Origin of the sequence: Peterkaempfera bronchialis (assembly GCF_003258605.2) — a bacterium.
Classification (GTDB): Bacteria; Actinomycetota; Actinomycetes; order Streptomycetales; family Streptomycetaceae; genus Peterkaempfera; species Peterkaempfera bronchialis.
The window spans coordinates 5,978,163-5,992,027 of record NZ_CP031264.1 but is presented as its reverse complement, the minus strand read 5'-3'; the positions used below and the strand labels follow the sequence as shown (position 1 = coordinate 5,992,027).

8 protein-coding genes and 1 pseudogene are annotated in these 13,865 nt (G+C 74.3%); 6 read left to right on the top strand and 3 right to left on the bottom strand.

The features are described from left to right. Positions 1–3 precede the first annotated feature (3 nt). Complete coding sequence (locus C7M71_RS25795; protein ID WP_111490107.1) at positions 4–912, bottom strand: hypothetical protein; 909 nt, start codon at positions 910–912, stop codon at positions 4–6. A gap of 331 nt (positions 913–1,243) precedes the next feature. Further along, positions 1,244–1,687 carry a DUF6069 family protein gene (locus C7M71_RS25790; protein ID WP_111490108.1) on the bottom strand — a complete coding sequence of 148 codons (444 nt, stop codon included), beginning with the start codon at positions 1,685–1,687 and terminating at the stop codon, positions 1,244–1,246. Between the two features lie 327 nt (positions 1,688–2,014). Here C7M71_RS25790 and C7M71_RS25785 point away from each other — a divergent pair, with 327 nt between their 5' ends. The 6 genes from C7M71_RS25785 to C7M71_RS25760 all read left to right on the top strand — a co-directional run bounded on the left by C7M71_RS25785 (position 2,015) and on the right by C7M71_RS25760 (position 7,294). Continuing rightward, complete coding sequence (locus C7M71_RS25785) at positions 2,015–2,782, top strand: thioesterase II family protein (protein ID WP_111490109.1); 768 nt, start codon at positions 2,015–2,017, stop codon at positions 2,780–2,782. Positions 2,783–2,876: 94 nt separating this feature from the next. Continuing rightward, positions 2,877–3,791, top strand: coding sequence for a menaquinone biosynthetic enzyme MqnA/MqnD family protein (locus C7M71_RS25780; protein WP_111490110.1), 915 nt, complete (start codon positions 2,877–2,879; stop codon positions 3,789–3,791). Between the two features lie 41 nt (positions 3,792–3,832). Continuing rightward, positions 3,833–5,044, top strand: a complete 1,212-nt coding sequence (mqnC, locus tag C7M71_RS25775) for a cyclic dehypoxanthinyl futalosine synthase (protein ID WP_114914572.1) — start codon at positions 3,833–3,835, stop codon at positions 5,042–5,044. A 37-nt stretch (positions 5,045–5,081) separates the two neighbouring features. Beyond that, the gene (locus C7M71_RS25770; protein WP_111493323.1) at positions 5,082–5,300 is read left to right on the top strand and encodes a DUF5988 family protein; all 219 of its coding nucleotides are present in this window, start codon (positions 5,082–5,084) and stop codon (positions 5,298–5,300) included. A 150-nt stretch (positions 5,301–5,450) separates the two neighbouring features. Continuing rightward, a complete protein-coding gene (locus C7M71_RS25765) occupies positions 5,451–6,425 on the top strand; it encodes an ATP-binding cassette domain-containing protein (protein WP_111493321.1) in 975 nt (324 codons plus the stop codon). Next, positions 6,425–7,294, top strand: coding sequence for an ABC transporter permease (locus tag C7M71_RS25760; RefSeq protein WP_111493319.1), 870 nt, complete (start codon positions 6,425–6,427; stop codon positions 7,292–7,294). The genes C7M71_RS25765 and C7M71_RS25760 overlap by 1 nt, the downstream gene beginning before the upstream one ends. A gap of 76 nt (positions 7,295–7,370) precedes the next feature. Here C7M71_RS25760 and C7M71_RS25755 read toward each other — a convergent pair. Further along, a pseudogene (locus C7M71_RS25755) lies at positions 7,371–13,727 on the bottom strand (SDR family NAD(P)-dependent oxidoreductase); the annotation flags it as partial. Positions 13,728–13,865: the final 138 nt, after the last annotated feature.

Genomic DNA, 13,865 nt, shown 5'->3' with positions numbered 1-13,865 from the left:
CGTTCACCTGGCGGTGGGCAGCCGTACGCCGAAGTCGAGGATGGCCGAGATGGCGGCGCTGATGTCGCCGGGCGACTCGATGTGCACCACGGGGAAGGGGAAGCGGACCAGGTTCCTCGGCAGTGAGGGGCCGAGGACCAGGGCGAGCCGGGTGCCGTGGCCGTGTATCTCCCGCAGCATCGCGTCGAGGTCGGCCGTTGCCGGCGTGGTGCGGCGGAAGAGCCGTGCGACGTCGTCCGCCGTGGTGAGGGTGGTGCCGTCGGGACCGCAGCAGAGCGGCAGCGCGGGGGCGGTGAACGGGATGCCGTCCGCCTGCCGGCCGAGCGGGCTGTGCAGGACGGCGCCGTTGCCCTCGTGTACCCGGACGGCGCCGGGCGGGGCCTCGGCGGCGAGCTTCTCCAGGGCGGCGCGGACCCCCGTCAGCAGCAGGACCCGGTACCGGCCGCTGGGGTCGAGCCCCAGCACGGCTTCGGTACGCACGCTCCCGGGGTCGGCGGCCCGGTACCAGGCGGGGTCGTGGCCGGCCGGGAGGAAGGCCAGCGCGGTGCCGCCGAGGGTGGCGGCGTCGCTGCTGTCGCTGTCGCTGTCGAGCAGCAGGCCGATCAGGTCCTGCCGGGGGAGGGCGCGGGCGAGGCAGGCGCTCACCAGTGCCCCCACCCCGAGTCCGCCGAGGACGGCGGGGCGGATGCCGTGTACGGCGAGGACGTCATGGATGCCGAGCATCGCCGTGGCGAGCGCGACCCGGCCCGCCGGGGCGCCGCGGCCGTGCAGCAGGGCGGCGGTGTCCAGGCCGGTCCACTGCGCGACCCTGCCGTAGTGGTGGCGCATCACCGGAAAGGCCGCATGGAAGGCGGCGGCACCGGCCCCGTCGTCCTCGGCCGGCTCCGGACCGCAGAGGAACGCCAGGGTCATCTCGCCACCTCGGAGCCGAACCCGGGAGCGGGGCCGAGGCCGGGCGCGGAGCCCGGGGCGGGGCCGGGCAAAGGGCCGGACGTGGGGCCGGGTGTGGGTCCAGGCGGGAAGCCCGGCGCGGAGCCAAGCGCGGGGCCAGGTGTGAAGCCCGAGGCGGGGCTCGGCGTGAGGCCGGGCAGTGAGCCCGACACCAGGTCAGGCACGGAGCCCGGCAGGGGGCCCGGCACGGGGCCAGGCACAGCGCCGGGAGCGAGGCCGGGCATGGGTCCAGGCGGGAATCCCGGAGCGGAGCCAGGCGGGAAGCCGAGCGCGGGGCAGTGGGTGGGGGGTGTCACCGGCGGGTGGCCGAGCGGGACAGGAGGGGGATGAGCACCGCCCCGGCCGCCAGGTGCATACAGGTGAGCGCCACCTTCGCGGCGGTGGTGGCACCGCCCGGCAGGGGGCCGGCCAGGGAGAGGACGAGGACGACGACGGCGACGGCCGTCCACCGGGTGCGGGCCCGTTCCGGGGCGCCGCGCTCCAGCAGGGCGAGCAGCCCCCAGCCGGCCAGCCCGACCAGCAGACTCGCCACCAGGACCGCCCCGGGGCCGACCCGTTGCGGGTCCGCCCCGGACCCCGAGCCCATCCGGGCGTCGAGGTCCACGCCCAGTACCGGCACGGCCACCACCCAGACCGCGAACGCCGCGACCACCCCGCCGAGCACGGCCAGGGCCCGGGTGCGGCGCCGGGTGCCGGGCGCTGCTCCGCCGGTGCCGGGTGCGGTCTCGGTCGTCATGGACGAACCTCCTCGGGAGGGTGCCGGTCACAGGGGGGCGGAGCGGGGTCTGACCACGCCCGGGTCCGCACTCCCCGAGGCTAGGTCGCCGCCGCCGGGGAGCACCACCGGCACCCGCCGGGCCCCGGCAAGAACCGGGGAAACGACCAGACTTCCGCCGCATCGGCCGGGCAGACCTTGTGCTGCCCGTCGGGGCGCGCTGGATAGTGGGCCCCGACGGGCAGCACACCGCTCGCGCCGCACACCAGTGCCCGATTCCGTCGGGACGTCCCGCGCCCACCGCTCTGGTCCCGGTGCGCCGATTCGCTGGAAGGACACGTCAGTCCCATGAGTCCACCCCCCACGGACGACCTGTGGTGCCGCAGGTTCCACCCCGCTCCCGACGCAAGCCGACGCCTGGTCTGCTTTCCGCACGCCGGCGGCTCGGCGAGCTTCTACTTCCCGGTCTCGGCCGAGCTGAGCCCGGATGTGGACGTGCTCGCCGTGCAGTACCCGGGGCGGCAGGACCGGCGCAAGGAGAAGGGCGTCGACTCGATCGAGGAGCTGGCGGAGAGCGTCACCCGGGCGCTCGGCGGCTGGGACGACCGGCCGCTGACCTTCTTCGGCCACAGCATGGGCGCCGTGGTCGCCTTCGAGGTGGCGCGGCGCATGGAACAGGCCGGCAGCGGCCCGGTGCAGATCTTCGCCTCGGGCCGCCGGGCGCCGTCCCGGAACCGGGACGAGCGGGTGCACCGGCGCGACGACGACGGCATCGTGGCCGAGCTGCGCGCACTGAGCGGGACCGATGCGAAGCTCCTTGGGGACGAGGAGCTGCTGCGCATGATCCTTCCGGCGATCCGCAGCGACTACCGGGCGGTGGAGACCTACCGCAGTGCGGACGGGGCCACGGTGCAGTGCCCGATCACCGTCCTGGTCGGCGACGACGACCCCAGGACCACCCTGGACGAGGCCCGCGCCTGGAGCGACCACACCACCGGCGGGTTCGACCTGCGGGTCTTCCCCGGCGGGCACTTCTACCTCTCCAGCCGCGCGGCGGACGTGATGGCGGTGCTCGCCGAGCACTTCGCCCTGACCGCCGTGCCGCACGGTGCGTAGCGGCCGTCCGGCCTCATCGACTCCGCTGTCCCGCCGTCCTGCTGTCCCGCCGCCCTGCTGTCCCGATCCTCGAAAACGCTGGGAGCACTGAGAGATGGCTGAACAACTCCTCGCGGAGGGCGTGTCGCCCCCGCGCACAGCACGTCGGCGGCCCAGGGTCGGCCACATCCAGTTCCTGAACTGCCTGCCGCTCTTCTGGGGGCTGGCACGGACGGGCAGCCTGCTCGACCTGGATCTGCGGAAGGACGACCCGGACGGCCTGAGCGACGCGCTGGCCAAGGGGGACCTGGACATCGGGCCGATCAGCCTGATGGAGTTCCTGCGGCACGCCGACGACCTGGTGGCGCTGCCGGACATCGCGGTGGGCAGCGACGGGCCCGTGATGTCGTGCCTGATCGTCAGCCAGGTCCCGCTGGACCAGCTGGACGGCGCCCCGGTCGCGCTCGGCTCGACCAGCCGTACCTCGGTCCGGCTCGCCCAGTTGCTCTTCGCCGAGTCGATCGGCGTGCGGCCCGAGTACTTCACCTGCCCCCCGGACCTGGGGGCGATGATGAACGAGGCGCAGGCGGCCGTGGTGATCGGTGACGCCGCGCTGCGGGCGGCGCTGCACGAGGCCCCGCTGCTCGGCCTGGAGGTCCACGACCTGGGCGCGATGTGGCGGGACTGGACCGGGCTGCCGTTTGTCTTCGCGGTCTTCGCCGCCCGCAGGGACTTCCTGGCCAGGGAGCCGGAGACGGTCCGTCAGGTGCACGCCGACCTGCTGGCGTCGCGGGACCTGTCGCTGGCCGAGGTGGCCAAGGTCTGCGAGCAGGCGTCCCGCTGGGAGGCGTTCGACGCGGAGACGCTGGAGCGCTACTACACCACCGCACTCGACTTCAGCCTCGGCGCGCGGCAGCTCGCGGGTATCACGGAGTTCGCCCGGCGGGTCGGCGGCGGGGAGGCGGGCTTCCCCCGTGATGTGCGGGTGCGGCTGCTGGACGCCGTCGACCAGGCAGAGAACCAGACATGACCGGTACCACGCCCCTTCATCCGCCCGGAAAGGCCGGACCCATGCCCCGACCACCGCACACTGCCCACCCCGAGCTCCAGTCCGTCCTCGACCGCGCGGCGGCCGGCGGCCGGATCACCCCCGAAGAGGCGCTCGACCTCTACCGGCACGCCCCCCTGCACGCCCTGGGCTCCGCCGCCGACGCCGCGCGGCGACGGCGCTATGCGGGCACGGAGCACATCGCGACGTACATCATCGAGCGGAACATCAACTACACCAACGTCTGTGTGACGGCGTGCAAGTTCTGCGCGTTCTATGCGCCGCCGAAGAGCGACAAGGGGTGGTCGCGGGATCTGGAGGAGATCCTGCGGCGGTGTGCGGAGACCGTGGAGCTGGGCGGCACCCAGATCATGTTCCAGGGCGGCCACCACCCGGACTACGGGGTGGAGTACTACGAGGAGCACTTCTCGGCGATCAAGGCCGCGTACCCGCAGCTGGTGATCCACTCGCTGGGCGCCTCCGAGGTGGAGCACATGGCGCGGATCTCCAAGGTGAGCGTGGAGGAGGCGATCTCCCGCATCCACGCCGCCGGGCTGGACTCCTTCGCCGGAGCCGGGGCCGAGCTGCTGCCGGAGCGCCCGCGCAAGGCCATCGCGCCGCTGAAGGAGTCCGGGGAGCGCTGGCTGGAGATCATGGAGACCGCCCACAACCTGGGCGTGGAGTCCACCACCACCATGCTGATGGGCACCGGCGAGACCAACGCCGAGCGGATCGAGCACCTGCGGATGATCCGCGACGTGCAGGACCGCACCGGCGGGTTCCGCGCCTTCATCCCGTACACCTACCAGCCGCAGAACAACCACCTCAAGGGCCGCACCCAGACGACGGTCTTCGAGTACCTGCGGATCATCGCGGTGGCCCGGCTCTTCCTGGACAACGTCGCCCACATCCAGGGCTCCTGGCTGACCACCGGCAAGGAGGCCGGCCAGCTCACCCTGCACTACGGCGCCGACGACCTCGGCTCGGTGATGCTGGAGGAGAACGTCGTCTCCTCGGCCGGCGCCAAGCACCGCTCCAACCTGCTGGAGCTCATCCACCTGATCCGCGCCGCCGGCCGCACCCCAGCCCAGCGCGCCACCACCTACGAGCACCTCGCGGTCCACGACGACCCCGCCAACGACCCCGTCGACGCCCGGGTCGCCTCCCACATCGCCTCCACCGCCATCGAAGGCGGCACCGCCCACCCCGAGTTGAGGCTCATCGCCACCACCTGAGCCGCCCGCTGCAGAACCGAGGAAGGAACGGCCTGCCATGCTGACAGAAGAAGCGAATGTGATCCTCCGCGGCGGAGTCTCGTCGCAGCTCAAGGAGGACGAGCGAATCCGGTACGTGGCGGACCGCAACGCCACCCTGAAGATCGCCCGCGGCAATCGCTATGAGCACTTCGAGCCGTCGCCGGAGAAGATCCGCCACGGCGACCGTGAACTCCAGGTGTTCGTCTGGGTCGGCCGGACCTATATCGCCGAATAGCCCGACGACCGGTACGTCGAGAAACCGAGAGACCCGAGAAGCCGCCCGGCCGCGCCGTGCCCCGATGGGCCGGGCAGCCGGGCGGCCGGGAATTCCACTCAGAACGCGGGGCACCGCCCGGTGCCTTCCGCAGACAGGACGGAGAAGTCCATGCCGGGCGCTATTCACGCCGAGGGCCTGGTGAAGTCATTCGGCGAGGTGAGAGCACTCGACGGAGTGGACCTGGAGGTCCCGGAGGGCAGCGTGCTGGGGCTGCTGGGGCCCAATGGCGCGGGCAAGACCACCACGGTCCGCCTGCTGACCACCCTGCTGCGGCCCGACGCGGGCACCGCCACCGTGGCCGGCCATGACGTGGTCCGCTCACCCGCTCAGGTCCGCCGCTCCATCGGGCTCTCCGGCCAGTTCGCCGCCGTGGACGAGCGGCTGACGGGCCGGGAGAACCTGCGCATGGTCGGCGAGCTCTACGGCATGCGGAAGCGGACGGCCATCCGCCGGGCCGACGAGCTGCTGGAGCGGTTCCGGCTGACCGACGCGGCCGACCGGATGTCCAGCACCTACTCCGGCGGCATGCGCCGCCGCCTGGACCTCGCCGCCGCCCTGGTGGTGCGTCCGCCGGTGCTCTTCCTGGACGAGCCCTCGGCGGGCCTGGACCCGGGCAGCCGGCTGATGCTCTGGGAGTCCATCGAGGCGCTGGTCTCGGACGGTACGACGCTGCTGCTGACCACCCAGTACCTGGAGGAGGCCGACCGCCTCGCCCATGACATCGCGGTGGTCGACCACGGCCGGGTGATCGCCCGGGGCACGCCCGCCGCGCTCAAGGCCGAGACCGGGCACCAGCGCATCGAGGTGGTGGTACGCGGACCCGAGCAGATCGAGGACGCGGTGTCGATCCTCGCCCGGCTGGGCCTCGGCAAGCCGACCGTGGACCTGACCGACCGGCAGATCTCGGTCCCGGTCGAGGGCGGGGTGCGACTGCTCGCCGAGGCGATCCTGGCCCTGGACGCGGCCTCCGTGGAGATCGACGACATCGGCCTGCGCCGCCCCACCCTGGACGAGGTCTTCCTGGCCCTCACCGGGGACCGTGCGGCGGCCGGCGCCACCGCGAAGAACGAGAAGGAGCAGTGATGACGGTGGCGGCGACCACGGCACCCGTGGCGACGGTGGACGAGGCGGACGGATTCCGGCCCGACGGCCTGCTGAGATCCCTGCACGACTCCTGGGTCATCACCCGGCGGAATCTCGTCCGGATGTTCCGGATTCCCGAGGTCCTGCTGCTGTCCCTGGTGCAGCCGGTGGTGTTCGTCCTGCTCTTCGCCTATATCTTCGCCGGTTCCTTCGGCATTCCCGGCGGCGGCGGAACCATGGCCTATCGCGAATTCATGATGCCGGGCTTCTTCGCCCAGACCGTGGCCTTTGTGACGGCCGGCACCAGCAGCGTCAGCATGGCCACCGATCTGCACCGGGGCATGGTGGACCGGTTCCGCTCGCTGCCGATGGCACGCGGTGCGCTGCTCACCGGGCGCACCGCCGCCGACTTCGTGCAGAACCTCATCGTCATCGCGGTGATGATCGGCTGTGCGCTGGTGGTCGGCTGGCGGATCCACCATGGCTTCCTCAAGGCGGCGGGGGCGTTTCTGCTGCTGCTTCTGCTCGGCTATGCGCTCTCCTGGATCGGCGTGCTGATCGGGCTCTCCGTGAAGTCGCCCGAGGCGGCGGCCGGTTCCAACTTCATCTGGCTCTTCCCGCTGACATTCCTGTCCAACGCCTTTGTCGCCCCGGCCACGCTGCCCGCCGTCCTGCGGTACGCCGCCGAGTGGAACCCGATCAGCGCGACCGTCCAGGCGTGCCGGGACCTCTTCGGCAACCCGGGCCTCACCCACTCCGACGTCTGGCCGATGCAGCACGCCACGCTGGTCTCGGTCCTCTGGTCGGTTGTCGTCGTCGCGGTCTGCCGCACCCTCGCGGTGCGCAAGTACCGGTCGGCGAGCAGCTGACGCCACCGCACCACAGGGCTGTGGCCCGGTCGCCTTCCGGCGGCCGGGCCACAGTCGTTCTGCTGGGTGCGGACGGTCAGCCGCCCAGGGTCGCGTCCAGCCAGTCCCGTACGGCCTGAGCGGTGGTTCCGGCGTGCGCCTCCATCAGGGTGAAGTGGTCGCCGGGCACCTCGGTGACCGTGCGTGCCTCGCGCCAGGAGGTCCGCCACTCCTCCTCCGGGCCGGTCCCGGGCAGCGGCTGCGAGGCGCGCAGCAGCAGGGTGGGGACCGGCAGCGGGGCCGGCTGCCAGTCGGCGAAGAGGTCGAAGTAGCGGCTCATCGCGGTCAGCCGGGCGGCGTCCAGACCGGCGAACGCCTCCTCGCGGGCGTACATGCCCTCGACCAGCCGGTCCAGGAAGCCGCGCAGCGGGGAGTCGACGCCCGTCGGCGGGTAGCTGTCCAGCAGTACGACGGCGGCGGGCGGTGTCCCGTCCTCGGCGAGGCGGCTCGCCACCGCGTGGGCGAGGACGCCGCCGGAGGAGGACCCCAGCAGCACGACCGGGCCGTCCGCAGCCTGCCGGCGGCGGGCGGTCTCGGTGTGCATGGCCAGGACCGCCTCCCTGCTCCCCGGGAGCGGATCGGACCGCTCGAAGCCGGGGTTGGGCAGCGCCAGAAGGTCATGGCTGCCCCGGAGGTGGGAGGCGAAGCGCACATATTCGTGGACGCCGCCCAGGGCGACATAGGAGGAGAGGCAGAGGATGCCGGGCCGGTCCCCGCCGCCGGAGGCCAGCCTGACCGGCGCCAGGTCGCGGCCGAAGTCGGGGGCGGCGGCGAAGGACGGCCGGAGCAGCGCGGCCCCGCGCAGGAAGGCGAAACCCTGCTGGGACCGGCCGGACCGGCAGGCTTCGCGGAAGAGCGCGGCCAGGGTCTCCGCCGGGTCTGCGGTGCCGGAAGCAGCGGCGGTGGTGGGTGTTTGAGGCAGGTCGGCGGCGATCTCCGCCTGGAGGTGCTTGGCGAGCGCGGATGGCGTGGAGTGGTCGAAGACCAGCGTGGTCGACAGCCGCAGCCCGGTCGCCGTGGCGAGCCGGTTGCGCAGTTCCACGGCGGTGAGCGAGTCAAAGCCCGCCTCCACCAGGCTCTGCGCCGGATCGACGCCGTCCGGGCCGCCGAAGCCCAGCACCAGCGCCACCTGGGCGCGTACCAGCTCCAGCAGGGCGGCCTCGCGCTGCTCCTCCGGCCGGTCGGCCAGTCGGCGCCGCCAGGACACCGCCTCGCCGCCGCTCTCCGCGCCGCTCTCGCCGCCGCGCCGGACGGGGGCCCGTACCAGGCCCCGCAGCAGCGGCGGCACCGGTTCCGGCCGGGTCCGTATCGCGGCGAGGTCCAGCCGGGCGGCGATCAGTGCCGCCTCGTCCAGCGCACCGGCCGCGTCGAAGAGTTGCACGCCCTGCTCGGGTGCGAGCGGACGCATGCCGTCCCGGGCCATCCGGCTGCGGTCGGCGGTGTCCAGGGTGGCGGCCATGCCGCTCTGCTGCGCCCAGAGGCCCCAGGCGAGCGAGGTGGCCGGCAGCCCGTGGGCGCGGCGGTGCTGCGCCAGGGCGTCCAGGAAGGCGTTGGCCGCCGCGTAATTGCCCTGGCCGGGGCCGCCGAGGGTGCCGGCGACGGAGGAGAAGAGCACAAAGGCGGCGAGGTCGCTGTCTCGGGTCAGCTCATGCAGATGGAGTGCGGCGTCAGCCTTGGGGCGCAGCACGGCGTCCATCCGGTCGGGGGTCAGGGAGGCGATGACGCCGTCGTCGAGCACGCCCGCCGCGTGCACCACTGCGGTCAGCGGGCGGCCGGTGCGGTCCAGCAGGGCGGCCAGCGCGTCCCGGTCGGCGATGTCGCAGGCGGCCACGGTGACTTCGGCGCCGAGCGCCGTCAGGTCGGCCTCCAGCCGGGCGGCTCCGGCGGCGTCCCGTCCGGCCCTGCTGACCAGCAGCAGATGGCGGGCTCCGCGTTCGGTCACCAGGTGGCGGGCGAACACCCCGCCGAGCATCCCCGTGCCGCCGGTGATCAGTACCAGGCCCTCGGGGTCCAGCGGTGTCGCCGGGGCGGCCGTGGCGGGGCCGCCCGGAGTCCGCGCCAGCCGGGGTGCCAGCACGGCTCCAGCCCGCACCGCGAACTGCGGTTCTCCGGACTCCACCCCGGCGACCAGCGCCGGGTCGGCCAGGTCGGCCAGGTCGGCCAGCACGATCCGGCCGGGGTGCTCCGCCTGGGCGGACCGCACCAGGCCCCAGACGGCCGCGTGCGCCAGGTCGGTCACCGTACCGCCCGCCGCGCCGGTCACCGCGCCGCTGGTCGCCACCACCAGGGTCGCGGAGGCGAGCCGGTCGTCGGCGAGCCACTGCTGCACCAGGGCGAGCGCCCGGTGGGCGGCCGTGTGCAGCGCTTCCGTAGGCGGCGTCCCGTCACCGGCGGGGTCCGCCGCGAGGGGTGCCACCACCACCTCGGGCACCGCGCCTCCCGCCTGCACCAGGTCGCCGACGGCGGCCAGGTCGGGGAGGGTCCGCCCTTCGAAGGGCGCGGTCTCGCCCCCGAGGACCACCCACCCCCGTGGCAGCGGCGCCGGGCCACTGCCGGAGGGGGCCGTCCCGGGTATGGGAACCCAGTCGAGCCGGAGCAGCGACCGATGAGCGGAGCCGCCCGGGGCCGCCACCCCGCCATCCGGGACCGGCCGGGTCAGCAGCGCGCCGACCGAGACCACCGGGGCGCCGGAGGCGTCGGCGGCGTCCAGCGCGACCGCGTCGTCCCCGGTGCGCACCAGCCGCACCCGCAGTGCGGCGGCGCCCGGGGCGAGCAGCCGTACGGTGCTCCAGGAGAAGGGCAGCCGCAGCCGACCGGCGGAGCCGTCGTCGGGGGCGGTCACGATGTCCGCGTGCAGCGCGGCGTCCAGCAGGGCGGGGTGCAGGCCGAATCCGGCGGCGGTCTGCCGGGCGTCATCCGGCAGGGCCACCTCGGCATAGACCTCCTCGCCGCGCCGCCACACTGCCCGCAGCCCCCGGAAGACCGGCCCATAGCCATGGCCGCTGCCGGCCAGCCGGTCATAGGCGCCGTCCAGGTCCACCGGCTCGGCGCCGACCGGCGGCCACACCATGGGCGCGAACGGCTCGGCGGCGCCGTCCGGGCCGCCGGCCGCGAGGAACCCGGCGGCGTGCCGCACCCAGACCGCGTCGGCGCCGGTACCGTCCTGCTCCTCCTCGGCGCAGGCGTGTACGGAGACCGGCCTGCGACCGGTGGCGTCCGGGGCGCCCACCCGGACCTGGAGCAGCACCCCGCCCTGCGCGGGCAGGGCCAGCGGCGCCTCGATGACCAGGTCGTCCAGGGTGTCGCAGCCGACCTCGTCCCCGGCGCGGACGGCCAGTTCCACAAAGGCCGTGCCGGGCAGCAGGACCGTGCCCCGCACGGCGTGGTCGGCCAGCCAGGGATGGGTGCGCAGCGACAGCCTGCCGGTGAGCAGCACCCCGTCGCCGTCGGCCAGCGGGACCGCCGCGCCCAGCAGCGGGTGTGCGGCCGGGCGTTGGCCGATCGACAGCGCGTCACCGCCGTCCGGCTCGGCGTCCAGCCAGTACCGCTGCCGCTGGAAGGCATAGGTGGGCAGGTCGGTGCGGCGGGCGCCGGTGGGGGCGAAGAAGGCTGCCCAGTCGATCTCGGTGCCGGTGGCGTGCAGCCGTCCGAGGGCGGTGACCAGCGACCGGGCCTCGGGGCGGCCACGGCGCTGCGCTGCGGCGAGGACCGCGTCCCCGGCGCCGTTCAGGCACTCCTGCGCCATGGCGGTGAGGACGCCGTCGGGGCCGAGTTCCAGGAAGGTCCGTATGCCCTCGCCGTGCAGGGTGCGGACGCCGTCGGCGAACCGGACGGGCAGGCGGGCATGGCGGACCCAGTGGTCGGCCGAGCAGAGGTCGTCCGGGTCGGCCATCCGGCCGGTCAGCAGGGAGACCACCGGGACGGCCGGGGCGTGGTAGGTGAGGCTTTCGGCGACGGTGCGGAAGTCGCCGAGCATGGCGTCCATATGGGCGGAGTGGAAGGCGTGCGAGACCTTGAGCCGCTTGGCCGTGGCGAAGTGCGCCGCCACCCGCAGGACCGCGTCCTCGTCGCCGGAGACGACCACCGCCTGCGGGCCGTTGACGGCGGCGATGTCCACCCGGCCGTCCAGCAGCGGCCGGACGTCGGCCTCGGCGGCGCGCAGCGACACCATCGCGCCGCCGGGCGGGAGCGCCTGCATCAGTCGGCCTCGGGCGGCCACCAGGGCCGCCGCGTCCTCCAGGGTGAGCACGCCCGCGACATGGGCGGCGGCGAGTTCGCCCACGGAGTGGCCGCCGACCGCGTCGGGGGTGACGCCCCAGGAGGCGACCAGCCGGTACAGCGCCACCTCGACGGCGAAGAGCGCGGCCTGGGTGTAGGCGGTCTGGTCCAGCAGGTCGGGGCGGGTGCGGACCACCTCGCGGACCGGCTGCTCCAGATGGGCGTCCAGGGCGGCGCAGACCTCGTCGTAAGCGTCGGCGAAGGCCGGGAAGGCGTCATACAGCTCCTCCCCCATGCCGGGCCGCTGGGCGCCCTGGCCGGTGAAGAGCACCGCCAGCCTGCCGCCGGAGGCGCGTCCCCGCTCCGGGCGGTCGAAGTCTCCGCCGACCACCACGGCCCGGTGCGGCAGCCGGGCCCGTCCGGTGGCCAGCGAGAGCCCGGCGTCCACCGGGTCCAGCAGCGCGGCGGTGTCCCGCAGTTGTGCCAGCTGGGCGTCGAGCGCGGCCTCGCTGCGGGCGGAGACCACCCAGGGCACGGTGGCGGGGTCGGTCCGCGGGCGTGGGGGCCGGGGTTCGGCGGGGTCGTCCGGCGCCTGCTCCAGGATCAGGTGGGCATTGGTGCCGCTGACGCCGAAGGAGGAGACCCCGGCCCGCCGGGGGCGGCCGGTCTGCGGCCAGGGGGCCGCCTCGGCCAGCAGTTCCACCGCCCCGGCGGACCAGTCCACATGCGGTGACGGCCGGTCCAGGTGGAGGGTCCTTGGCAGGGTGGCGTGGCGGATCGCCTGGACCATCTTGATGACTCCGGCGACCCCGGCGGCTGCCTGGGTGTGCCCGATGTTGGACTTGAGCGATCCCAGCCGTAGCGGCCGGTCCTGCGGGCGGTCCTGGCCGTAGGTCGCCAGCAGGGCCTGCGCCTCGATGGGGTCGCCCAGCGCGGTGCCGGTGCCATGCGCCTCCACCGCGTCCACCTGATCGGCGGTCAGCTCGGCGTCGGCCAGCGCCTCCTGGATCACCCGCTGCTGCGCGGGGCCGTTGGGCGCGGTCAGGCCGTTGGAGGCGCCGTCCTGGTTGACGGCGCTGCCCCGGATCACGGCCAGTACCGGGTGCCCATGGCGCCGCGCGTCGGAGAGCCGTTCCAGCAGCAGCAGGCCGGCGCCCTCGCCGAAGGCCGTACCGTCCGCCGCCGCCGAGAACGCCTTGCAGCGGCCGGACGGGGAGAGCGCCCGCTGCCGGCTGAACTCGACGAACGGGGAGGGGGTGGCCATCACGGTCACCCCGCCGGCCAGGGCCAGCGCGCACTCGCCCGAGCGCAGCGACCGCACCGCCAGGTGGAGCGCCACCAGCGACGACGAGCAGGCCGTGTCCACGGTGATGGCGGGCCCTTGCAGGCCGAAGGTGTAGGAGACGCGGCCGGAGGCGACGCTGCCGGCGCTGCCGTTGCCCAGGTAGCCTTCGACGCCGTCGGGTATCCGGCGGTGCAGCCGCGTCCCGTAGTCGCCGAACATCACCCCGGCGAAGACCCCGGTCCTGCTGCCCTTGACCGAGGCGGGGTCGATACCGGCCCGTTCGAAGGTCTCCCAGGCGCACTCCAGCAGCAGCCGCTGCTGCGGGTCCATCGCCAGGGCCTCGCGGGGGCTGATCCCGAAGTGGGCGGCGTCGAAGCGGTCCGCGTCATACAGGAATCCGCCCTCGCGGGCGTAGGAGGTGCCGGGCCGGTCGGGGTCCTCGTCGAAGAGGCTGTCGACGTCCCAGCCCCGGTCGAGAGGGAAGGCGCCGACCGCATCGGTGCCTTGGTCCACCAGCTGCCAGAGGTCCTCGGCGGAGCGGACGCCGCCGGGGTAGCGGCACCCCACCGCGACGATGGCGATGGGGTCGTCGTGGTCGGGCCGGTCGGGTCGGTCGGCGGTTCGGGTGGCTGCGGGCTTCGGGGTCGGCGCCAGTTCGGTGCGCAGATGGTCGGCGAGCGCGGCTGGGGTGGGGTGGTCGAAGGCCAGGGTGGCGGGCAGCCGGATGCCGAGGGCCGAGGCCAGCCGGTCGCGCAGTCGGACGGCGGTCAGCGAGTCGAAGCCCAGGTCCTTGAACGGCTGGTCGGCCCCGGTCGGGTCGGCTGGGCCGCTGCCGAGGACGGCGGCGACCTGGGCGAGCACCAGGTCCAGCAGTATCCGGCCGCGTGCGGCGTCGGGCGCTTCGGCGAGGCGGCGGGCCAGGTCCGCCGCGTCCGGGCCGTCGGTCGGGGCGGCGGCGCCGGTGGGGCGTACCAGGTCGCGCAGCAGCCCGGGGACCGGTGCGCCGGCGACGTGGTCGAGGTCCAGGTC